The sequence below is a fragment of the Brevibacillus ginsengisoli genome (genome assembly GCF_050113715.1).
GTDB classification, from domain to species: Bacteria; Bacillota; Bacilli; order Brevibacillales; family Brevibacillaceae; genus Brevibacillus_H; species Brevibacillus_H ginsengisoli.
In genome coordinates this window covers 219,244-240,089 of sequence record NZ_JBNJQR010000006.1, presented here as the reverse complement: position 1 = coordinate 240,089, position 20,846 = coordinate 219,244, and the positions used below count along the sequence as shown (strand labels likewise).

Genomic DNA, 20,846 nt, shown 5'->3' with positions numbered 1-20,846 from the left:
AGATAAAGGAGCTTACATACTACAATGGATATGACCAATCTCATCTTGATCATCCTCCTTACGCTCGGTGTAGTCGGACATAATTCGGCCATCTCGATCGCAACGATCTTCTTGCTGCTCATTCGCTTGTTACACGTGGATCGGATGTTTCCCTTTCTCGAACAACACGGATTGGAGATTGGAATCACAATTTTGACCATCGGGGTAATTACCCCTGTCGCAAGTGGAAGAATTCCTCCAGACGCCATACTCAAAACCTTTACCCATTGGCAGTCGCTTCTCGCTGTCGCCATTGGAATATTCGTTGCGTATCTTGGCGGAAAAGGTACAGCTTTGATGACACAAAATCCCTTGATCATTTCGGGCCTAGTGGTAGGTACAATTCTGGGAGTCACCTTCTTTCGAGGCGTACCTGTCGGGCCATTAATTGCAGCCGGAATTTTGTCGCTCGTCTTGCAGGTCTTTCCTAAATAACGATTTATTTATGAAATGGAATCAACCTCCCCCAAGCTGCATACAATGAGGAAATGGTGTATCGAGTAAAGGGGTTGAGGACGATGCACATCTATGAAGAAAACGGTATCTATTTTGCCGAAATCGAATACCAGTCTGAGCGTTTCGTGAAAACAGGAAAAACAGCAGAAGAAGCTGAAAAACGTTTACTCACAACCCTGATGGTACTGGAAATGATCGGCTAAAAAACAAAAAGACCCTTGATCATAAGGGTCTTTTTTCAACTGCAAAGAAAGCGATTCTATTCATGATGAAGGGAGTCTGTGGAATGGAAGAACGAATTGACCATCAGCATGTCTATCTCCTTCAATGCCAATTGCCAAGCGGTACCTTCCGCTTATCGCCTACAAGTGATCGAATCAATCCTTATTTTACGAACCTAGGTTTATTGGCATTAATCGAATTGGGCGATTATGAGCCAGTGAAACAACATCTCAACTGGTACATGAATCATCTCTCCTCCGATGGCTATGTGAACGACTACCGTCTGATTAAAGGACAAGAGATAAACACAAAATCGGCTGACAGTGAAGACAGCTATCATGCCACGTTCTTCAGCTTGCTCTTAGCCTACATCCAACTAACCGAGGAAATAGAGTGGCTACAAAGCGTCCGTGATACACTTCTGCGGATTTATTACGCATTGGTTGAGCTTCAACAAAAAGATGGTTTAACTTGGGCCAAACACAGCTACAAAGTGAAGTACTTGATGGATAATTGCGAAGTGTATCAGGGCTTGGTAGATGCTTCCGAGCTTTTTGCCATTCTTGGAGAGACCCACATTGCCGAAGAGGCACAAGCTCGAGCGAAGGCCAGCCAGACAGGAATACAGGGTATGTATAATCCTTCCAAAAGAACGTTCGCGATGTACGACTCTACCTATCCTGTTTGGTCCAAATGGTATCCCGATGCAACCAGTCAAATGTTCCCGATCGTTTATCATTTAATTGCACCGGACTCCAAAGAAGCAACGTATCTCTATCAGCAGTTAACCACTCATTTTCCACGGTTTGACGAGTTTGAGACAGGTGACCCCTATCCGTGGATGTTTATCGGGCTTGCGGCCGCCCAGATGAATGACTGGGAGCGCGTTCGGCGGATGCTTAATCAAGCCTGGGAGCAATACATACAAGGACCTAAGAAGCCGTATTGGCTCCTCCATGAATCAGGAAGATACATACAGTTAGCCCTTGCACTCCTTGCTCACGATTCGATCAGCTCGTTTGAAAGGAAGTAACCTTTTTCCTTCTCTCGACAAAATAGGAAGTTTCTCTATTTGGGTTGACGCAAACCCAGTTTCTTGACAATGCTGGCAAACATTTGATAAGTCACGTTCATTTCTTCGCCAGGTTTGAGTGATTTGCGATATGTCCCGTAATCTTCATATAGCTCATCCAAGCACTCTTCAAGCAATTCCTTCTCTTGCTTGGTCAAAGCCCCGCCTGAAGCCTGTCCGGCTGTCTTTGATTGGATGGGTCTAGCGGGCTTGACTGGTTGAGCCGATTTACCTGGGTTATTTGTTTTCGCTTGATTCGTCGTCTTGACTTGTTTTCTCGGGTAGTTGGATTGATTCATGTTTGTCCTTCTTTCTTGGCATGTTGCACAATAATATAGGATTCTAAAGATTGGTTCTCGTAGAAGAATGGAAATGGAGTGATCGGAACATCACCTTTGCTCGCAAAATCATATGTGAGACGAGAAAGCAATTGCATCCCGGATTCGTCCTGGATATCGACCACGATAAGTACATCTTGATGAGGAATTGCTACACCTAAAGTTTTCCCTTTTTTCTCTCGATCATATTGATCTAATAACTCGGTCATTAAAACACGGCTCGCCGCAAATCCATCTCGGGGACTGATAAAATGAATCGTGTTTCCAGCCACCACCTGTGTCCGAACCGTAAAGGGAAGCTTGCGCAGATTCCTCATCGCGTATTCATGCAGCTGTTCTTTGGACCAGCCTGCATCTTCAAGCATTGTCTGATCGATCAGCCGATACCCCTTCTCGTAATCAACCGCATACAGCACAACCGATTCAGACGTATGCCGAGAGGTGACCAACTTGTTCTGTGGATGATTGGACGTGAACGAGATGTGTCGAAGCACTGGGTAGACATGATTCTCTTGGTTTTTAAGATCCCTGTCGTCAAGCAAACCATTCAATCTGGCTACGATATGGGAAACGAACGAATATAAAGCTTCTCTTCTTTGTTCTGGGTAGCTTTCTACTCGTTGATACAAGTTCTCTAATGAGATCGGAATCTCCATGGGCTGTTCGGTTGCGTTTGACACCAAAAGAATCTCCTGCTGAACGGCTCGACACTCCCAGCCTGCCGAGAGCTCCCGCTCTAACAGCTCAATTACTCGACGTTGTAGAGACACTCGAATACGATTTAACTCATTTGCTGACATGCGAAGCTCCTTTCTTTTTTCATACGTATTCTTACTTTACCACGGCGGTGTATCTTCCTGTTCATTATGAGTCATGGGAATATTCATGGAACCAGCCGGCTGAGATTGAATTGTTTCCAATACTTCATGAAGTTCCTGAGGTTTTAAAAACTCAACCGGTGAACATCCTTTTTCAAATAGGATTGAATCGCCCTCTAGGAGAACAAAATAACGACCGTTTGCCTTAGCGATATGTACTTTATTTCCATAGTCAGCCAACAGCGCGCGAATTTGCATATGATCCAGCTTCAGTTTCAGCTCCAGCTCAGGCTGTTGCTCTGTAAACCAGTTAGCTGCCTCCAATACGGTCTCGTGATCCCACTTTTCGGCCAGCTCTCGTTTGGGGCTTGCGGCGATCCGTTCCAACTCTTCTTCTTCCCGAAGCCTCTCTTCCGTTGGCTCTGGATAGTTCATCTCCACGTGCTGCTTGGCAAGAGAGAGAACCTCTCTAGACATAACGTCATGGACTGTTTCCGGATACTCAATAAATTTTAAGAATTCTTCGAAATACCGCGCATGAGAAAATTGATGGATTTTAATATGATAAAAATCGACCATTCCCGGTTCGATGAGATGCGGATAGAGAATCGATTTCATGTTCTTCGCATTGATCGCCATGTTGACATTGGCAATTAGGCTTTTATCATCGGTGATGACAGCTGTCTTCTGTTCAAAATCACACTTTAATATGAACAAAAAACGGTCATCATATTTATCCAGTCGCGCCTTCACAAATAAAAGAACACCACCCCTCACCTGCGAAGTCCGCATGTACAGATGAAGCAGTTCTTGCGAAGCCGCTTGGATGGATTCTGTTGTCTCTGCCTGCAGTAAACGTTGGAACATTCCATAGGTAGGATTCGATTCCAGGGGATGTCCAGCCTCTACGATAAATTGTCCGATTTTGGTTGGAGTTCCATCGCTTTTCGGATTCATTTCTACTTTTCGCTTGGCGATTTTGGTGAATTCCCCATCCAGAAATTCCTTTAGCTCGCTTCGCTCATAATCGTACTGGGTTAGCATTTTGGACAAGGCGACTCTCTTGGTATCTCCGTCAGATTGTTCTAGTAAATAAAACGAGAGCCAATCAATATTAAAATTCATGGTATGTTGCTCCTTACCGACCGTTTAGAAATTCAGAGATGATTATACCAAAAAACGGTCCGCTTGCGTTTATAGCTAGCACATTTTCTTATAAAATAAAACAAACAAAAAGCAGTCGGGATTGAACTGCTTTTTGTTTGAGAAGACGTATACAACTATTATTCGACAATTTCTTGGTTCTTGGCTTCTTCCATCAGTGTTTTCAACTCAGCGGATTCACGCTTCAATGTTTGCCGTTCCTGCTTGGACAGAACCTCTCCGCCTACTCGCCCATTGACGAGAAGATCCTCCTCGTACAATCGATCTCTGCGCATCAGATACCCTCCTCAAGTCTGTATCATGAACTCCCTGTACCTAAGTTGTTCAACCCAAGGCATTCTTATGTATCTGTACGGGTGAAATGGCGAAGAGTCTCCTTACGGCTAGGGCCGTGGTCTTTTAGGGGATCTGGCTGCTTTTGTTTTTGTTGATCCAGCTTTGGATGAAGCTTGTTTGGAAGCACCGGAGTTTTTACGTATGGAACCCGGATGTACAAGAGTCCCGTGGGACATTGCTTTCTCAACGATAGGGATCTTGGTCTGTTTCTGGAATTTGTCCAAAATGAACTTTTGCTGCGGTGTAATAATCGAGAACACCAAACCCGCTGCTCCCATCCTGCCCGTGCGTCCGCTTCGGTGGATGTACGCATCCGCGTCAATGGCCGGGTCCTGATGAATGACCGCTTCAATATCGGGAATATCAATCCCGCGAGCCGCTACATCGGTTGCGAGCAGCACTGGAAACTTAGCTTCACGGAAATCCTCGATAGTTTTGGCGCGTTCTTCTTTTGGAGTGTCTCGGTGAATTAATCGGCATTCAATCTGATGATAGGTAAGCCGCTCTTGAATCTCGTCAACACGATCCAGATGATTAATAAAGACAATGGTACGTTTCGCATCGAGCAAACGAATCAGGCGTCGCAAGGTATCCACTTTCTTGCGCATCTCCGTGAGAATATAAAAATGAAGCACTTGCTCACTATTCTGCTCACGGTCCACATTAATGATCACCGGTTCCTGAACAATTGATTCAAGGTAGGTCAAAATTTGTGAAGAAAGTGTAGCCGAGAAATATAACCGCTGCGTATCTCGAAGCAAGCGGCGCTGGATATCGGCAACTGTCCCTTTAAAGCCTTCATCCATTAAACGATCCGCTTCATCGACAATGATCGTTTGAACGGTATGTACTTTTATTTTTCGTTGCTCAAGCAGTTCCCTTAAACGTCCGGGAGTCGCTACGACCAGAACCGGATGCTGCTTTAATTTTTCGATTTGACGTTTCGGATCCACCCCGCCAATTAACGGAACCACTTGCAAGCCCTGTGGAGTTAGCAATTTCTCCGCTTCTTTGGCGATTTGCATAACAAGCTCGTGAGTTGGGGCAAGAACGAGCACTTGCAGTTCCTTTTTGGCAGGATCAATCGCATGACAAGCCGGCAGCAGGTAGGCGAACGTCTTCCCTGAGCCCGTCGGAGCCGCAGCAATGACGTTGCGCCCCTGAAGAATAGCAGGAATCGTTTGGGCCTGAATCGGTGTCGGTTCCGTTATGTGATAAGTTTGCAGTGTTTGAATCAGTTTGTCTGATAACTCCAATGATTGAAATGATGTCAACTTCAGTATCCTCCTACGTACACATTCATAAGGGATAGCTTACCATATTCCGCTTGTATCGGGTACCCCCACCCGGCATAGCCAAAAAAAACAGCCAGATGAGAGTGCCCCTTATTCCTTTAAGTTAGCGATTGTTCGTATCAAGGCGTGTTTCGCGTTTCTCCATCTTGTCATGCCGGTCTTTTTCGGAAAGCTGGTTGTGGCTTCCACGCGGATTGGTACGATACTCCTCCACTTGATCCTGAAACTCTTTATCGTAACCACGTTCCATGACACTCACCTCCTGTTGCTATTGTTCCCTTGCCCTTCTCCCTCATGCTTCTTGCCCTGAACGTTCTCTTGAAAAAGTGAAACTTTTTGCTTTCTGATTCGTCTTAATACAGGTAGCATTTTCTCCTATTCGTATAATTACTTATTTTGATACAATCATCAGATTAGAAATGATAAAGGAGCAGAGAAACTGGATGGAACCAAGAGCCTCTCGAACGCCCCAAACAAAAAAAAAGCGTAAACGCAAATCATTCAAGCGAACCGTAATCATGTCAGGAATCATGTTCTTACTGCTAACGACCGCATTCGTCTTGTCATATGACGCAAGACTCTGGTTGGCTGGCTCGTTGCTTGTGACACAGCATTCTCAATGGGCGAAGTATACGTTTGTCGGTGAAGATGCCCTCAACAAACTGAAGAAAGAGATCGCTCAGCCAGAGGTGATCAACTCTGAGCCTGTCTCCACCGTTGTTCAAACGCCTAAGCCACAGGAAGTCAAGCCAGCGGGTGATGTACCTCTTGTTCAAGTAGAACCGATCGAGAAGAACATCAGCAGCTATCATTACTTCAAAGGTTATGTCATGAAGGTATCGGATCCGAGCCGGGTTCATCTGGTGCAAACGGTCGTGAAAAAGAACAGAGGAAAACCTCGTGGAGAATGGATTGACGAATTCTCCGAACGAACTCATGCACTCGGCGGAATCAACGCATCCGGTTTCTATGACCCTAACTACATGGGCTATGCCAGTCAAGCGGCAGGTCTTGTGATCGTAGACGGTAAACTGATTCAGGATTATGATCCACGAAATGGCGATACGGCAGTAGGGATTGATTATTCAGGCAAGCTCGTGACCGGAAACTACACGAGTCAACAACTGATTAAAATGGGCATTCGAGATGCCGTCTCTTTTCGCCCTCAACTGATTGTCAACGGCAAGAACCTGTTTGCCGGAAAAGACGCGACCAGCTGGGGAATCGCTCCCCGCTCCGCGATTGGTCAGACAGCTGACGGAACGATTATCATGATCGTAATTGATGGTCGCCAGCAGCACTCCCCTGGCGCCAGCATGAAGGATATGGCCGACTTGTTTGAAGAGTATGGGGCCGTAAACGCGATGGCGCTCGATGGCGGCACATCCGCCATGATGATACAAGATAATAAAATCCTCACCAAATCCTGCATCGAAGATCCACGCGGACGCTGGATACCGAATGCTTGGATGGTTTATTAGTGGAAAAGACTTCGTCCCTTTAAGGCTCTGTTTAAGCTCGCATGAAGTATCTTCTGTCCGCTCCGTTCACTACAGAAGGGAGTCGACAAGAAAATCACTTCGTTTCTCAGTCTGATGTAAAGAATGCCGACTCTTTTCCTTCTTTCGTTCACTGTGCTTTGTTTCGCTTAAAATGAGCTTTAATGGACGAAGTCTTTTCTGCAACGGGCTTACGCGAATGGAAGGACTGATTAATTACTTTATCTCTGTAAAGTAATTAATCAGTCCGTCATGTTAAGAAAAAAAGCGTTGGGAATATCCCAACGCTTTTTTTTGATATTGTTTCAACTAAGCACGAATGGTTTGCTTCTTCTCTTTTCCGGCCCAATCTTCCACGTTCCATACCTTGGTTACCCAATCCTCATAGAATTCAGGTTCATGGCATACCAACAGTACAGTCCCTTTGTATTCTTTTAACGCACGCTTTAATTCTTCCTTCGCCACAACGTCCAAGTGGTTTGTCGGCTCGTCAAACAGGATGAAGTTGCTATCGCGCTGCAGCAGCTTGCATAAACGAACCTTCGCTTGTTCTCCCCCGGAGAGCGCGCTCATATTGCGGTTGATATGCTCGTTGGTCAATCCACAGCGAGCCAAAGCCGCACGAACTTCATGGTTGTTCATGGACGGGAATTCATTCCACACTTCCTGCAGGGCCGTGATATTTTTCGGCTTAACCTCTTGCTCAAAATAAGCGGGATACAAGAAGTTATCTCGATCAATTTTACCGCTCAACGGCTGGATCGATCCAAGTACCGTTTTCAAGAGAGTGGATTTACCGACACCGTTCATCCCAACGATCGCCACTTTGTCGCCGCGCTCCAACACCATGGAGAGCTTCGGCATCAGCGGATGAGTATAACCGATTTCCATGTCTTCCGCTTCAAAGACGAAGCGACCACTTACACGGGCTTCTTTGAATGTAAAGGTTGGCTTCGCGGCAGTTTCCGGCTTATCGATCCGCTCCAGACGATCTAATTGCTTCTGACGGCTCTTGGCGCGTCCTGAAGTGGAGTAACGAGCCTTATTACGCGCGATGAAATCCTCCGTCTTCGCAATCTCCTCTTTTTGCTTCTCATAGGCGTCAATGTGCTGATTACGCTTCGTCTCGGATTGAGAAAGGAAAGATTCATAATCTCCTGTATAGCGGTTCATTTTAGTGAACTCCAAATGATAGATCACATTGACGACTGCATTCATAAATTCCGTATCGTGGGAGATCAACATAAATGCGTACGGATATTCTCTCAGGTAATTTTTCAACCAGGAAATATGTTCTTCATCCAGATAGTTGGTCGGCTCGTCCAAAAGAAGTACAGTTGGTTGTTGCAACAACAACTTGGCCAAAAGCACCTTGGTTCGCTGTCCCCCCGAGAGACTGGCTACATCCCGTTCCATCCCGATGGCGCTAAGACCTAAAGCATTCCCGATCTCATCCACCTTGGCATCAATCAGATAGAACCCGCTATGGTCGAGACGATCCTGGATTTCACCCATACGCTCCAGTAATTCTTCCAGCTCTTCCGGCGTTGCATCTGCCATTTTCTCAGCAATGGCCATATTTTCCGCTTCCAGCTCCAACAATGGAAGAAACGCATCCTTCAACACATCACGGATGGTCTTGCCCGCTTCCAGTTTGGTATGTTGATCGAGATAGCCATACTCGATTTTAGGCATCCACTCTACAGTTCCAGAATCCGCCATTTGTTGTCCGGTTAAAATGCTCATCATGGTAGACTTACCTGTTCCGTTCGCCCCGACAAGCCCTACACGCTCACCCGGTTGCAGGCGGAAGGAAACATCCGTAAAAAGTGTGCGGTCAGCAAACCCATGGGATAAATTTTCAACGATTAATACACTCATGACGCTCCTCCTCGCTTGTTTTTTGCACAATATTTTAATTGTAGTGGATAGAGGCACAAAAAAGCAACTCGAAAATCTCCCATTTCCCCTAATATTTCGTAAAATAGTCGGTTGGATAAAGTTCGCTGTAGCTTTTTCCTGACAAAATAGCTTTATCCAGCCTATTCTTTAATTCCTGAATGGTCATTTGATTGGCATACATATTCAACAGTGTAGCCCTCGCCATTCGCCTTAGGATGCGTACCTCTTCCTTCAGCTCAGTTCCCAACGCCTTCCCACTATGGACAATTTCAGAGCGGTGATTGTACGAAGCTTTGATAAATTCGGAAAGCCACTCGCGTTCCTGATAGTCGGAAGTGAAGAAATAAGCCATCCGCAGACGAACTTTATAGGTAATCTCGCCTTTTTTTCCATCTGGGACAAACAGAGACTCTAGGGCAATCCACATATCCAACAGCTGATCTTCTGGGCTTCCCTTCTCGAGTGAAAGCAAATACCTGCGGTACGCCAGCTTAGGAAAGCTGCCCTCACCTGATAGGAGCTTTTCAAAAATAGCTCGGGTCTCCCCTTCAAAAGTAAACTTTTTACCCTTCACAGAGCGTTTAAGGTAGGTAATTCCGTATTTTTGACCCTCGATAATAATGATATACGGAATGGAGCAAACACCAGATGAACTGGAGAGATTCAGCTTGTTTTCAATCCCCTCAAACAGCTCTCGATCCTCTGTGACCTTCAAGTCGGGATATTCGGCGCAGATATATAAGCTTTCGGGAGAAACCCTGTCTTCGAAAAAATGCTTATTTTCATTCATGTAATCGCGCAGAGATCGATAACACAACGTATATAACTGATCATTACCGGACAGCAAGCGAAAAGTTTCGTTGATGGGAATAGATACTGGTTCCGTTGTGATGGAATTAAATACGGGAGCAACCAAAAACGCCATATGCTTATCACTCTCCATTGAACAAAACCGACTAAGGATTAAACTTAGTCGGTCTTTAAAGTCCTATTGGTTTAGTTTAGCTGCCAATTCTTTGATCTTTTCCTCATGCTTTTGCATATCTTGTGTATCGCTGCCGTACAATAGATCGTATTTCGTGAGCATGCAACCGAATTTACCTTTTCCTGCAACCATGATATCCAAAGCGATCTTGTGGTCAAAATCATAGTATTCAATACTCACCGGACTTTCACGCAACGGCTTGCCGTAAACCTTCTTGATATCGTCAAGGGTGATGGTATGATCTCGTTCCTTCTCCAACAAATCCCCTCTCTTCAGGAAAATGTGTGAAGACACTAACACCTTCTTGTCATCTTTCGTGAAGAAATACGGGAAGGCTTGGTCCATTTTCTCTCCTGTCAATGGATTGATATGAAAGTTCGCCGCTGTATTCACAATTTGCGGATATTTGCTTTGCGGATTATTTAAGCCTGTACGAAATGGAGTTTTGTGGTCCTTCACTTCATCCGCTTTGCCAAATTTTGCAACAAGTTCGTCATAAGTGGTCGTTCCAATTTTCATCGACGGATTAAGTTCCAATTCAGGGGTGAGATCAAGCGTTCCCTGATTAGCGCCACTTTGCGGAACGGCTTGAGACGTTTGTCCAGCAGGAGCTGGTGCTGGTTGTGTATTAGGCTGAGCAGATGAGCTGCATCCCTGCAATAAAAGTACGGTTGTTGCTGCCACTAAGAGCCAAGAGGCCTGTTTTTTCATTATGACTACTCTCCTTTGATACGCATTGCTGATCTGTTTTTGATGTTCATAGCATCTCCTTATCACTTAAAAAAGACGAATCCATGCTGAATGAAACAACATGGTCGCTTCACATACTACCTGTGAAAGGAGATGGGCTGATGCGTAAAAATGATGATTTTACTGGTGGTAACCCACATGAATCTTACAATAACGAATTTGAGCCACAAAAGCAAACAGGGGAACCATTGGAAGGAACAAAAAAAGTAAAACAGGCAAATCATTCACGCCAAGTTCAAACTCGTGAAGGCTAAGGGTCTCCTTAGCCTTTATTTCTTGAATTTGTCCCAGATTCTTGCGTATGATGAAAGCAATACGCAAGGAGGAGATATTATGATTCAATTGAACCTTTCGTTAATTGGTAATGTTCGGCAATCTCTTCAATACAATGTTTCTCCCTTATTTGAAATGGCTGCCAGTCTTCAGGCGATCGCCCAGTCATCACGAGCTTGCCAATCACACACTTCTTCCCTGCATTACCCTTGGATTGAGGAGACCCTTCAGCGTTTTAAAGAAGAAGATTTGCTAGCCGAATGGGAGTATCTCTCCCCCATTTTTGCTCATGATATTCCAGCTTTCCTGACTTCACACGAATCTTACCAGGCGAACGGGATTGAACAACAATACGACTATTTGGTGGATTTGCCCAATGAGGTGTTTGTCCAAGCGATTCTTGACGTTTTCTCTCAAAGAACCGAAGAGGACCCTTCTCTTACTCCCGTTGAACAGGATCTCGCAGACAAACCTAAGGTAGTGAAAGCTCGCTTTACTTTGTTCCTCTGCACATTTATGCAGTCCATTTTTGAATCCAAATGGGAGCAACTCGCTCCAAAGCTTGTCCTTGATATTGAATCCAAATCCTCCATACTTCTCTCTCACCCAGACCTGGTTCAATTGCTAAGAAGCTGGTTTCCCACCATTCAATACGATGTCGAAACCGAATGTATTTCAATTCCTCGGCCAAAAAATTCTCCAGATGACACATCGCTTCCAATCACATCCTTGGTTTTATCTCCAAGTTGGTTTATCGGTGAACCATCTTTTAAAATAATTGCCGACAAGCTGTGCGTAACTTACGGAATCGCCGCTTAAAATGAGAAAAGACTTCGTCCCTTTCGCTCTGTGAAAGCTCGCAATGATGTTGAAAAGTCCGCTCTCTCAATACGAAAGGAAGGAATGTTTATTCACTTTACCTATGTAAAGCAATTAAACATTCCGATATTATGAAAAAAACGACTGATCACAGTCGTTTGGATGAAGGCGTCATATGATCGACGATGAGTTGATCCAGCTGTTGACTGATCCTAACAATATCCGGGTCTAAAAAGTTATATTTTTCTTTCTTGGCAGCTGATTGCAAATGGGAGCGCAATTCCTCGATAGCTTTACTTGATGGTTTCATTGCTTGTGACCCCCCAAAAGGCGTATACCAATATTTTACATAAAGAAAGGGGTTGAATCAATAGAACCAAACGCTACCTCAAGGTAAAGTTTTGAATAAAACCATCGCAACAATAAGTACGCTAAGTGGAATACTAACCTTCATCAATTTAGAAATTTGCGCTTGGTAATTTTCGTTTTGGCTTGCAAGTTCACTAATGTTTTTTAAGGTTTTGCTGGTAATTCCAAGCAGCGCGGAAATTCCCAAAAAAAGTACTAGAACGGTTAACACCCATGAATTGAATGTTAGTCCGACTTGCAATAGCCCTGTAATCAACGATACGAATAACAAGAAGTTAGGGATCCGGAGATAGCTGACCATTTTTTGGGCTTTCTTCGCTACTCCATCCGCTGTTTGCTTCTTCAACGACAAGGCGAACAATGGGATAAAGACACAGAGAATTGTCGGTATTGCCACAAGACTGTGCAAATAGATTAATTTCACGTTGGGTAACCCCCTTTAAGGATAATGGAGAAAAGAGAAGGAATCTGTTATGCTTCCTTCTCTTTGTTGTGATTGCTTATTTATTTTTCTTATTTCATGACATGAATAGGTCGTCCCAAAGCTAACTCGGATGCTTCCATCGTCACTTCGGCAAGGGTCGGGTGAGCATGAATAGTGAGTTCGATGTCTTCCAAAGTCGCTCCCATTTCGATCGCCAGAGCGATCTCAGCGATAATGTTGGAAGCGTCTGGCCCAACAATTTGAGCGCCGAGGACAAGGTTGGTTTCTTTTTCCGCGATCAGCTTTACGAATCCTTCTCCTTCGTTGACAGAAAGAGCGCGTCCGTTGGCTGCGAATGGGAAACGTCCCGCCACGTAATTGATGCCTTGCTCTTTGGCTTCCTTCTCGCTTAGTCCAACGCTTGCGATTTCCGGATCGGAGAAAACAACCGCTGGAATCGCTTTGTAGTCTACTTCAGCTGGGTGCCCGGCAATTGCTTCAGCCGCTACCTTACCTTCATAAGATGCCTTGTGAGCAAGCGCTGGGCCAGCAACGATATCCCCGATTGCGTAGACGTTCGGAATGCTGGTTTGACCTTGTTTATTAACAACCACCAAACCACGATCAGTAAGCTCCATTCCAATGTCCGCAAGACCTAGCTCATTGGTGTTCGGTTTGCGTCCAACCGTTACGAGTACATAATCGGCTTCAAAGGATTTGGCTTCCCCTTTGACTTCCGCTTTTACGATTACACCGTCTGCTTTTTCTTCCATGCCTTGCGCCAAAGCTTTGGTGTGGATCTCGACATTGTTTTTCTTGAGCTTGCGTTCTACAAGACGAGTCATTTCTGGTTCGAAACCTGGCAGGATTTGGTCAGATCCTTCTAGGATGGTTACTTGTGTGCCAAAACGTGCGTACACAGACCCAAGCTCGATCCCGATGTAGCCGCCACCGATTACGACCATGCTCTTCGGAATCTCAGGCAAGCTGAGAGCTTCGGTAGAAGAAAGCACACGTTTGCCGAATGGGAAGGCTGGCAATTCAATCGGACGGGAACCTGTCGCGATGATGCAGTGATTGAATTTGTATCGGTTTACATCATATCCGTGGAATACGCGCACTTCATTTTGACTAACAAACAGCGCTTCGCCATCAATCACTTGGATTTTATTCCCTTTGAAAAGAGAGCTCACACCGCCAGTCAATTGCTTCACGATACCTGATTTCCACTCTTGTACTTTGGTGAAATCGACTTTTACGTTCTCAGCCGTAATCCCCATATTGGAAGAGTGCTGCGCATGCTGATACGTATGTGATGCGTGGATCATCGCTTTGGATGGAATGCAACCTACGTTAAGGCAAACTCCACCTACCGCTCCACGTTCAATTACGGTTACGGTTTTCCCCATTTGAGCCGCACGAATCGCCGCAACGTATCCACCTGGGCCAGCTCCGATGACAAGTACGTCGACTTCTGTGGTAAATTCTCCTACTACCATTGCATTATCCCTCCATGATCAACAGTGTTGGGTTTTCCAGCATCTGTTTGAGGTAGTTGACAAAACGTTGTGCAGGTTCTCCATCGATCAGACGGTGGTCGAAGCTTAAGGAGAGGTGAAGCATTTGAGCTACAACGATTTCGCCATTTTTCACGACTGGTTTCTCGCTAATGCGGCCAACGCCAAGGATGGCTACTTCTGGGTGGTTGATCACTGGAGTGAAGAACATACCGCCAGCGGAACCGATATTGGTGATGCTGAATGTAGAGCCTTTCAATTCATCAGCCGTTGCTTTACGGTCACGCGCTTTCAATGCAAGCTCAGAGATCTCACCCGAGATATCGAAGATCGACTTGCGGTCTGCGCCTTTTACAACCGGTACGAGCAAGCCCTCTTCGGTGGAAGTTGCGATACCGATGTTGTAGTATTTTTTATAGATAATCTCTTGTTTTTCATCATCAATAGAAGCGTTCAGTTCAGGGAATTTCTTCAAGCCCGCAACTACTGCTTTCACGATGAATGGCAAGTAAGTAAGTTTGAGTCCTTTTTGCTCAGCTAATGGCTTGCCTTGTTTGCGCAGTTCCACCAACGCCGTTACATCCACTTCATCAAAGATAGTTACGTGTGGAGCGGTATAAGCGGATTTGACCATTGCCTTGGCAATTGCTTTACGCATACCTTTGAGTGGAACGCGTTCTTCCAATTCGCCAGCTTGTGCCGCATAGTGAACAGTTGGCGCTGCTGCCGCTGGTGCGGTTGGAGCCGCTTGTGGAGCTGCTGCTTGAGGTGCTGTAGCCTGTGCAGTCGGTTGTGCTACAGGGGCTCCTCCAGCCAAGAAACGATCCACATCTTCACGCGTAATGCGTCCAAGCTTGCCTGTTCCTGGAACATTCGCAAGAGCTACGCCTTTTTCACGCGCATACTTCCGAACAGAAGGAGTCGCCAATACGTGTTTGCGATCGATTGGCGCTGCTGGTGCGGTTGTTGTAGCAACCGGTGTATCAAGCGGTTTGGTAGCGTTCTGGTTAATTTGCGCTCCAATGTCGCATCCAGGCTCTACACCCGGTGCGGCTGCTTGTGGAACAGGCGCAGCTGCCGGCGCTTCTTCATGTCCGTGTGTTGGCAGGTTCGGAATTTCACCCTCTGCCTCGAAGACAACCAAAGTATCGCCTACTACGGCTACGGTTCCTTCCGCTACTTTCAATTCCAATATTTTACCCTTTACAGGGGATGGAATTTCGACAACTGCTTTATCGTTTTGCACTTCAAGAATTACTTGATCTTCTTCTACGGTATCACCCGGTTGAACGTGCCATTTGACAATTTCACCTTCATGTATGCCTTCACCAATATCCGGGAGTTTAAATTCAAAACGGCTCACGCAAGTCCCTCCTAGTCAACAATTAATGCGATAACAAATCAAAACCGACAATTCCTCAAAAGAAGGCGGAAAGTACTCTCTTTCCGCCATGCATTCTACTTCATGCTTGCTCCGGGTCCCAATTGACACCAGATCGCGCTTAAGTAAATTGAGGTTGATTAAAATTCTAAAACTTTATTGATTCCTTCAATGACACGTTTCACATCTGGCAACCAAACATCTTCAGCTTGCGCAAATGGGAACACTGTATCAGGAGCAGTTACACGAAGTACAGGTGCTTCCAAGTGAAGAATCGCTTTTTCATTAATTTGTGCCATGATTTCCGCAGCTACACCAGAGGTGCGTTGCGCTTCTTGTACAACAATGGCGCGGTTGGTTTTTTGTACGGATGCGAGGACGGTCTCCATATCTAATGGATTAATCGTGCGCAAGTCGATGACTTCAACTTTTACGCCATTTTTCTCCAACTCTTCAGCCGCCTTCAAGCTGGTGTGCACCATTGCGCCGTAAGTAATAACGGTAACGTCAGTACCTTCTTTCACAATGTTAGCTTTTCCGATTGGAACGGTATATTCACCTTCTGGAACTTCGCCACGGAAGGAACGGTACAGCTTCATATGCTCAAGGAAGATAACAGGATCGTTGTCACGAATCGCTGAAATCAACAAGCCTTTGGCATCGTATGGATTGGATGGGATCACTACTTTTACCCCTGGAGTTTGCAAGAACAAACCTTCCAAAGAATCCGCATGAAGCTCAGGTGTTTTAACCCCGCCGCCAAATGGGGAACGGAATGTAATTGGGCTGTGGTATTTGCCGCCGGAACGGAAACGCATACGAGCTGCTTGGGAAGCAATCGCATCGATGGTTTCAAATACGAAACCAAAGAATTGGATTTCCGCTACTGGACGGAAACCGTTCACGCCAAGACCTACTGCCAAACCGCCAATACCAGATTCAGCAAGTGGTGTGTCGAACACGCGATTTTCACCGAATTCTTTTTGCAAACCATCTGTTGCGCGGAATACCCCGCCGTTATGTCCAACGTCTTCACCGAAGACCAAAACTTTCTCGTCACGAGCCAGTTCAACGCGCATCGCGTCGGTAATGGCTTGAATCATTGTCATTTGTGCCATGGTTTATTTTGACTCCTTTGCCAGATATTCTGCCTTCTGTTCTTCCAGCGCTGGAGGCAGTGTTTCGAACATTACATCGATCAAGTCAGTTACTTTCATTTTTGCTACTTCATCCGCTTTTTTGATCGCGTCAGCAACTGCTTGTTTTGCTTCTTCGATTACGGCTTCTTCGTCTTTTTCAGACCATAAGCCTTTAGCTGTTAAGTATTTACGGAAACGAATCAATGGGTCTTTAAGCTCCCATTCGCTTTGCTCTTCTGTTGTACGATAACGAGTTGGGTCATCGCCTGCCATTGTGTGCGGGCCAAAACGATACGTAAGTGCTTCAACCAAAGTTGCGCCTTCGCCAGAGATCCCACGTTCTTTCGCGTCTTGAACCGCTTTGAATACAGCGAGAACGTCCATACCGTCTACACGTACGCCTTCGATACCGGCAGCAACCGCTTTAATCGCAACGTTGCGAGCAGCTGTTTGTTTCTCGAATGGAACAGAGATCGCGTATCCGTTGTTTTGAGAGAAGAAGATTACAGGCAGTTTGTATACCCCCGCATAGTTCATTCCCTCATAGAAGTCACCTTGAGAAGTTGCACCGTCGCCAAAGTAGTTGATCGCAACGTGCTTTTCTCCGCGAAGTTTGTAGCCCATCGCTACGCCAGTCGCTTGCGTACATTGGGCTGCGATGATAATTTGTGGCATCAAGACATTGACATCCTCAGGGATTTGGCCGCCTTGAATATGTCCACGGGAATACAGGAATGCTTGATGAAGCGGCAATCCATGCCATACGATTTGTGGAATGTCGCGATAACTTGGAAGAATGAAGTCCTGTTTATCCAAAGCGGATTGAGAACCAATCATCGCTGCTTCTTGACCTGCTACCGGAGCGTAGAAACCAAGACGTCCTTGACGGTTCAAGCTGATCGCGCGTTGATCCCACACGCGAGTGAAGACCATTTTGTGCATGAGTTCACGCAATTGTTCATCTGTGATTTTTGGCATCATGTCAGCATTAACCACAGTACCGTCTGGTGAAAGTATTTGAAGCGGAGTTTGATCATTGAGCTTTTCAGCAGTAATACTCATTAGGTTCACCTCTTTTAAAATTGGAAACGAAATTGTTCACGATCGAGAAACACTCTGTTATAATCAATTCATTTTTCTGTTTTCCTGTATTAAATCAGTTGAAATATTGATTATTTCGTTCCTGTTACTTTTTATGATAAAATCTGTATCAGTATTTTTCAAGGTAATTTTTACGTTTTTCTTATTTTTTATATTTGATATAGTGTTAACCCTTGGGAGGCCTTGCCATGAACGATTATGTAAAACGCACAATTATCAAGGAAGAAGTAGCCAGCAGCATCCTTCAGCTTAATAGGTCTTGCAAGGTGTACCTTCCTCCTGGCTACAATGAACTGCTCTCCTACCCTGTGATCTATTGTCAGGATGGAAATGAATTTTTTACGATGGGTCGGGTAGCTACGATTGCCAATCAATTAATCCTGGAAGAAGACATTCAGCCGATGATTATTGTTGGCGTCTCAGTAGATCGAAGCAGAAGAACCAGCGAATACTCTGCCACTGGTGAGCTAAACAGTCAATATAAGCGTTTTTTTATGGAAGAGTTGATTCCTTATATGGAAGCACATTACCCGATTCGCTCAAACAAAGAGTCCCGTGTGATTGCTGGAGATTCTCTTGGCGGAACTGTTTCACTGCATTTGACACTAGATCATCCCGAGGTCTTCACCAATCTGATTTCACTTTCCGGGGCGTTCTTTCAACCATCGTTGGACCGAATTCAACAAGAACAGGACCTCTCATGGCTAAATATGTGGATGGTCGTGGGTTTGGATGAGACTGAAGTTGAGACGAGCATCGGAACCTTTGATTTCGTAGATCTCAATCGCCGCGCTAAGTCTACCCTCGAGCAAGCGAACGTGCGGTTAGACTATAGAGAAAGAACGGGCCGACACGTATGGGGGTTATGGCAAAGCCAACTACCTAATGCGATTCGTCATTTCTTTGCTTAATAAACTAAATGAACGTTTCAAATTAAACCGTTGATCTCTTGGATCTGTTCATAGTCGTATCGTCGCCCGTCTGTCAAATGGATACCCTGGCTAGTGGCCTGATCGATTTCACCCGCTACTTGGGTATCGTCTTTTAGCACGATATTGACAATTTTGCTTTCCTCAAGCTTCATTTGTTTATTGATAATTTCGCGCTGTTTAGCAGAGATCATCGTACATTCCTCTCCTTCTGAATGGAATTGTTACGCATAGTATCCCAAATACAGTTAAGAATTACTCGTTTGCTTCAAATTCCTAGTTGACGCAGCTTTCTTCTAATTGCTATACTTGCTCGGGTGACTGAAAAACTTGATCTATCACATATAATGAAAGAATAACCGAAGTTTTTTAAGAGAAACGAATTGGTGTTTTCATATAGAAAGCATTGTGGACGACTGTTCACGGTGTTTTTTTAGCCCTAATAACTTTAGTGCATTATCAATTTATCACTTTATCGGAGAGATGTAACATGACAACAAGTAAATGGGGCTTCTGGCTCCTAACAGCATTCGTCGTAGGGAATATGGTCGGTTCTGGGATTTTTATGCTTCCGAGCTCCCTTGCTAAAATAGCAAGCCCACTTGGAGTAACACTCGCCTGGGCTTTAACAGGAGTGGGAGTTCTTTTCATTGCTCTGGTGTTCGGTAATCTGTCTGTTCGTCGTCCCGAACTAACTGGAGGGCCTCAAAGCTATGCTCGCGCCCTATTCTCCTCGCCTAAAGCTGGGAACATGGCTGGATTTAGCATGGTCTGGGGTTATTGGGTGGCCAATTGGGCTGGTAACGTAGCAATCATCACCACATTCGCTGGGTATCTCTCTACGTTCTTTCCGATCATGAAGGATGAGCGTATATTATTTACCATCGGATCTTTTCCAATAGAAATCGGGAAATTAATCACCTTTGCCGTATGTTCCGCTCTTTTGTGGGGGTTAAACGCCATCTTGTTACGTGGTTTGAATGGTGCAGGTAAATTGAACTTTTTTGCAACAACTACAAAAGTAATTGGATTTGCTCTCTTTATTTTAGTTGCACTTTACGCCTTTAACTCAGCTAATCTAGGAAAGTTCTACGTACCTGTAACGGGGGAAGATGGGGTCGTACACGGGTTGGGAAGTCAGATCAACCTGGCCGCTTTGTCTACTTTATGGGCTTTTGTCGGGATCGAATCTGCGGTCGTCTTCTCTGGCCGCGCCAAATCCCAGAGAGATGTGAAACGAGCAACTGTTACTGGATTATTCATTGCCGTTGTCATTTATTTAGGAATCACGCTTTTAACGATGGGAGTATTGCCTCAAGAGGTATTGAAAGCTTCCGATAAGCCGCTGGTTGATGCGTTAAGCGCTGTGATGGGCAATACAGGCGGTACGTTAATGGCGCTTCTTGCCGTCGCTTCTCTTTTGGGTACATCAGTAGGATGGATTCTCTTAAGTGCTGAGATCCCTTTCCAAGGAGCTCAAGCAGGGCTTTTCCCAAGGGCATTCGCCAAGGTAAACAAAAACGGCAGCCCTTCTAGCTCCTTGCTTTTGACCAATATGATGTCTCAATTGTTTATTTTCTCCACGATTTCCGCAACGATTGCACAAGCATTCAACTTCGTTACGATCGTGGCCACGCTTGCCTTTTTGTTTCCGTATTTGGTATCGGCTATCTTCCAGCTAAAACTTGTTGTAACTGGACAAACCTACGCCAACGAATCTAGCGCACGTGTAAAAGACGGCATCATCGCCTCCGTTGCTGTTATATATTCCGTCTGGGTAATCAAAAGCGGAACCTCCGATCTGAAGACGTTTGGCCTCGGGATCGGGTTGTTCCTTGTTGGTTTTGTATTATATCCGTTCATGACAAGCTCGAAGAAGGAAGCGGAGCAGATGAAGGAAATCATAGCAGAGTCTTAAAATGCGAAGTTTAATCTATCGAATCCAATATCTCTCCTAAACATAAAAATCAGTCCGCATATGACGTGTTGGACTGATTTTTTCATGGGCTTGGCTTTTT

24 protein-coding genes are annotated in these 20,846 nt (G+C 45.2%); 8 read left to right on the top strand and 16 right to left on the bottom strand.

The window, feature by feature from the left end; translation table 11 throughout:
• Positions 1–24: 24 nt before the first annotated feature.
• The 3 genes from ACQCN2_RS14480 to ACQCN2_RS14470 all read left to right on the top strand — a co-directional run bounded on the left by ACQCN2_RS14480 (position 25) and on the right by ACQCN2_RS14470 (position 1,750).
• Positions 25–474 (top strand): DUF441 domain-containing protein, encoded by a 450-nt coding sequence (locus tag ACQCN2_RS14480; RefSeq protein ID WP_426929638.1) that lies wholly within the window; start codon positions 25–27, stop codon positions 472–474.
• An 83-nt stretch (positions 475–557) separates the two neighbouring features.
• Positions 558–698 (top strand): hypothetical protein, encoded by a 141-nt coding sequence (locus ACQCN2_RS14475; RefSeq protein ID WP_426929637.1) that lies wholly within the window; start codon positions 558–560, stop codon positions 696–698.
• A gap of 83 nt (positions 699–781) precedes the next feature.
• Positions 782–1,750 (top strand): prenyltransferase/squalene oxidase repeat-containing protein, encoded by a 969-nt coding sequence (locus ACQCN2_RS14470; RefSeq protein WP_426929636.1) that lies wholly within the window; start codon positions 782–784, stop codon positions 1,748–1,750.
• A gap of 35 nt (positions 1,751–1,785) precedes the next feature.
• Here ACQCN2_RS14470 and ACQCN2_RS14465 read toward each other — a convergent pair whose 3' ends face one another.
• The 6 genes from ACQCN2_RS14465 to ACQCN2_RS14440 form a co-directional block, all read right to left on the bottom strand.
• Positions 1,786–2,088 (bottom strand): hypothetical protein, encoded by a 303-nt coding sequence (locus ACQCN2_RS14465; RefSeq protein WP_426929635.1) that lies wholly within the window; start codon positions 2,086–2,088, stop codon positions 1,786–1,788.
• A complete protein-coding gene (locus ACQCN2_RS14460) occupies positions 2,085–2,927 on the bottom strand; it encodes a DUF1444 family protein (protein ID WP_426929634.1) in 843 nt (280 codons plus the stop codon). The genes ACQCN2_RS14465 and ACQCN2_RS14460 overlap by 4 nt, the downstream gene beginning before the upstream one ends.
• A gap of 36 nt (positions 2,928–2,963) precedes the next feature.
• Positions 2,964–4,070 (bottom strand): DUF3900 domain-containing protein, encoded by a 1,107-nt coding sequence (locus ACQCN2_RS14455; RefSeq protein WP_426929633.1) that lies wholly within the window; start codon positions 4,068–4,070, stop codon positions 2,964–2,966.
• A gap of 158 nt (positions 4,071–4,228) precedes the next feature.
• Entirely contained in the window at positions 4,229–4,384 is a 156-nt protein-coding gene (locus ACQCN2_RS14450; protein ID WP_426929632.1) for a hypothetical protein, read from the bottom strand.
• 108 nt (positions 4,385–4,492) lie between these two features.
• The gene (locus ACQCN2_RS14445; protein ID WP_426929631.1) at positions 4,493–5,719 is read right to left on the bottom strand and encodes a DEAD/DEAH box helicase; all 1,227 of its coding nucleotides are present in this window, start codon (positions 5,717–5,719) and stop codon (positions 4,493–4,495) included.
• 124 nt (positions 5,720–5,843) lie between these two features.
• Complete coding sequence (locus ACQCN2_RS14440) at positions 5,844–5,990, bottom strand: hypothetical protein (protein WP_426929630.1); 147 nt, start codon at positions 5,988–5,990, stop codon at positions 5,844–5,846.
• 193 nt (positions 5,991–6,183) lie between these two features.
• On the opposite strand from ACQCN2_RS14440, the gene ACQCN2_RS14435 reads away from it, so the two are divergent.
• A complete protein-coding gene (locus tag ACQCN2_RS14435) occupies positions 6,184–7,221 on the top strand; it encodes a phosphodiester glycosidase family protein (RefSeq protein ID WP_426929629.1) in 1,038 nt (345 codons plus the stop codon).
• A gap of 327 nt (positions 7,222–7,548) precedes the next feature.
• Here the strand turns inward: ACQCN2_RS14435 and ACQCN2_RS14430 are convergent, their stop codons facing one another.
• The 3 genes from ACQCN2_RS14430 to ACQCN2_RS14420 form a co-directional block, all read right to left on the bottom strand.
• Entirely contained in the window at positions 7,549–9,120 is a 1,572-nt protein-coding gene (locus tag ACQCN2_RS14430; protein WP_426929628.1) for an ABC-F family ATP-binding cassette domain-containing protein, read from the bottom strand.
• A gap of 88 nt (positions 9,121–9,208) precedes the next feature.
• Positions 9,209–10,066 carry a hypothetical protein gene (locus ACQCN2_RS14425; protein WP_426929627.1) on the bottom strand — a complete coding sequence of 286 codons (858 nt, stop codon included), beginning with the start codon at positions 10,064–10,066 and terminating at the stop codon, positions 9,209–9,211.
• A 63-nt stretch (positions 10,067–10,129) separates the two neighbouring features.
• Positions 10,130–10,837 carry a hypothetical protein gene (locus ACQCN2_RS14420; RefSeq protein WP_426929626.1) on the bottom strand — a complete coding sequence of 236 codons (708 nt, stop codon included), beginning with the start codon at positions 10,835–10,837 and terminating at the stop codon, positions 10,130–10,132.
• 140 nt (positions 10,838–10,977) lie between these two features.
• Between ACQCN2_RS14420 and ACQCN2_RS14415 the strand changes: the two genes are divergently transcribed.
• On the top strand, positions 10,978–11,130 hold the full coding sequence (locus tag ACQCN2_RS14415; RefSeq protein ID WP_426929625.1) for a small acid-soluble spore protein P: 153 nt from the start codon (positions 10,978–10,980) through the stop codon (positions 11,128–11,130).
• Between the two features lie 79 nt (positions 11,131–11,209).
• The gene (locus tag ACQCN2_RS14410) at positions 11,210–11,968 is read left to right on the top strand and encodes a hypothetical protein (protein WP_426929624.1); all 759 of its coding nucleotides are present in this window, start codon (positions 11,210–11,212) and stop codon (positions 11,966–11,968) included.
• Positions 11,969–12,116: 148 nt separating this feature from the next.
• Here ACQCN2_RS14410 and ACQCN2_RS14405 read toward each other — a convergent pair whose 3' ends face one another.
• The 6 genes from ACQCN2_RS14405 to pdhA form a co-directional block, all read right to left on the bottom strand.
• The gene (locus tag ACQCN2_RS14405) at positions 12,117–12,278 is read right to left on the bottom strand and encodes an aspartyl-phosphate phosphatase Spo0E family protein (protein ID WP_426929623.1); all 162 of its coding nucleotides are present in this window, start codon (positions 12,276–12,278) and stop codon (positions 12,117–12,119) included.
• Between the two features lie 78 nt (positions 12,279–12,356).
• Positions 12,357–12,761 (bottom strand): hypothetical protein, encoded by a 405-nt coding sequence (locus tag ACQCN2_RS14400; protein WP_426929622.1) that lies wholly within the window; start codon positions 12,759–12,761, stop codon positions 12,357–12,359.
• Positions 12,762–12,850: 89 nt separating this feature from the next.
• On the bottom strand, positions 12,851–14,260 hold the full coding sequence (lpdA, locus tag ACQCN2_RS14395; protein ID WP_426929621.1) for a dihydrolipoyl dehydrogenase: 1,410 nt from the start codon (positions 14,258–14,260) through the stop codon (positions 12,851–12,853).
• Between the two features lie 4 nt (positions 14,261–14,264).
• On the bottom strand, positions 14,265–15,641 hold the full coding sequence (locus tag ACQCN2_RS14390; protein WP_426929620.1) for a dihydrolipoamide acetyltransferase family protein: 1,377 nt from the start codon (positions 15,639–15,641) through the stop codon (positions 14,265–14,267).
• Positions 15,642–15,799: 158 nt separating this feature from the next.
• Positions 15,800–16,777, bottom strand: a complete 978-nt coding sequence (locus tag ACQCN2_RS14385; RefSeq protein WP_426929619.1) for an alpha-ketoacid dehydrogenase subunit beta — start codon at positions 16,775–16,777, stop codon at positions 15,800–15,802.
• Positions 16,778–16,780: 3 nt separating this feature from the next.
• On the bottom strand, positions 16,781–17,860 hold the full coding sequence (gene pdhA / locus ACQCN2_RS14380; RefSeq protein ID WP_426929618.1) for a pyruvate dehydrogenase (acetyl-transferring) E1 component subunit alpha: 1,080 nt from the start codon (positions 17,858–17,860) through the stop codon (positions 16,781–16,783).
• Positions 17,861–18,087: 227 nt separating this feature from the next.
• Here pdhA and ACQCN2_RS14375 point away from each other — a divergent pair, with 227 nt between their 5' ends.
• Complete coding sequence (locus tag ACQCN2_RS14375) at positions 18,088–18,810, top strand: alpha/beta hydrolase (protein ID WP_426929617.1); 723 nt, start codon at positions 18,088–18,090, stop codon at positions 18,808–18,810.
• A gap of 17 nt (positions 18,811–18,827) precedes the next feature.
• Here ACQCN2_RS14375 and ACQCN2_RS14370 read toward each other — a convergent pair whose 3' ends face one another.
• Positions 18,828–19,022, bottom strand: coding sequence for a hypothetical protein (locus ACQCN2_RS14370; RefSeq protein ID WP_426929616.1), 195 nt, complete (start codon positions 19,020–19,022; stop codon positions 18,828–18,830).
• 296 nt (positions 19,023–19,318) lie between these two features.
• Between ACQCN2_RS14370 and ACQCN2_RS14365 the strand changes: the two genes are divergently transcribed.
• Positions 19,319–20,746, top strand: a complete 1,428-nt coding sequence (locus tag ACQCN2_RS14365; RefSeq protein WP_426929615.1) for an amino acid permease — start codon at positions 19,319–19,321, stop codon at positions 20,744–20,746.
• Positions 20,747–20,846: the final 100 nt, after the last annotated feature.

Coding starts and splice junctions, on each gene's coding strand:
- ACQCN2_RS14480 (WP_426929638.1), top strand. CDS start 25: ATGGATATGACCAATCTCATCTTGATCATCCTCCTTACGCTCGGTGTA.
- ACQCN2_RS14475 (WP_426929637.1), top strand. CDS start 558: ATGCACATCTATGAAGAAAACGGTATCTATTTTGCCGAAATCGAATAC.
- ACQCN2_RS14470 (WP_426929636.1), top strand. CDS start 782: ATGGAAGAACGAATTGACCATCAGCATGTCTATCTCCTTCAATGCCAA.
- ACQCN2_RS14465 (WP_426929635.1), bottom strand. CDS start 2,088: ATGAATCAATCCAACTACCCGAGAAAACAAGTCAAGACGACGAATCAA.
- ACQCN2_RS14460 (WP_426929634.1), bottom strand. CDS start 2,927: ATGTCAGCAAATGAGTTAAATCGTATTCGAGTGTCTCTACAACGTCGA.
- ACQCN2_RS14455 (WP_426929633.1), bottom strand. CDS start 4,070: ATGAATTTTAATATTGATTGGCTCTCGTTTTATTTACTAGAACAATCT.
- ACQCN2_RS14450 (WP_426929632.1), bottom strand. CDS start 4,384: ATGCGCAGAGATCGATTGTACGAGGAGGATCTTCTCGTCAATGGGCGA.
- ACQCN2_RS14440 (WP_426929630.1), bottom strand. CDS start 5,990: ATGGAACGTGGTTACGATAAAGAGTTTCAGGATCAAGTGGAGGAGTAT.
- ACQCN2_RS14435 (WP_426929629.1), top strand. CDS start 6,184: ATGGAACCAAGAGCCTCTCGAACGCCCCAAACAAAAAAAAAGCGTAAA.
- ACQCN2_RS14430 (WP_426929628.1), bottom strand. CDS start 9,120: ATGAGTGTATTAATCGTTGAAAATTTATCCCATGGGTTTGCTGACCGC.
- ACQCN2_RS14425 (WP_426929627.1), bottom strand. CDS start 10,066: ATGGCGTTTTTGGTTGCTCCCGTATTTAATTCCATCACAACGGAACCA.
- ACQCN2_RS14420 (WP_426929626.1), bottom strand. CDS start 10,837: ATGAAAAAACAGGCCTCTTGGCTCTTAGTGGCAGCAACAACCGTACTT.
- ACQCN2_RS14415 (WP_426929625.1), top strand. CDS start 10,978: ATGCGTAAAAATGATGATTTTACTGGTGGTAACCCACATGAATCTTAC.
- ACQCN2_RS14410 (WP_426929624.1), top strand. CDS start 11,210: ATGATTCAATTGAACCTTTCGTTAATTGGTAATGTTCGGCAATCTCTT.
- ACQCN2_RS14405 (WP_426929623.1), bottom strand. CDS start 12,278: ATGAAACCATCAAGTAAAGCTATCGAGGAATTGCGCTCCCATTTGCAA.
- lpdA (WP_426929621.1), bottom strand. CDS start 14,260: ATGGTAGTAGGAGAATTTACCACAGAAGTCGACGTACTTGTCATCGGA.
- ACQCN2_RS14385 (WP_426929619.1), bottom strand. CDS start 16,777: ATGGCACAAATGACAATGATTCAAGCCATTACCGACGCGATGCGCGTT.
- pdhA (WP_426929618.1), bottom strand. CDS start 17,860: ATGAGTATTACTGCTGAAAAGCTCAATGATCAAACTCCGCTTCAAATA.
- ACQCN2_RS14375 (WP_426929617.1), top strand. CDS start 18,088: ATGAACGATTATGTAAAACGCACAATTATCAAGGAAGAAGTAGCCAGC.
- ACQCN2_RS14370 (WP_426929616.1), bottom strand. CDS start 19,022: ATGATCTCTGCTAAACAGCGCGAAATTATCAATAAACAAATGAAGCTT.
- ACQCN2_RS14365 (WP_426929615.1), top strand. CDS start 19,319: ATGACAACAAGTAAATGGGGCTTCTGGCTCCTAACAGCATTCGTCGTA.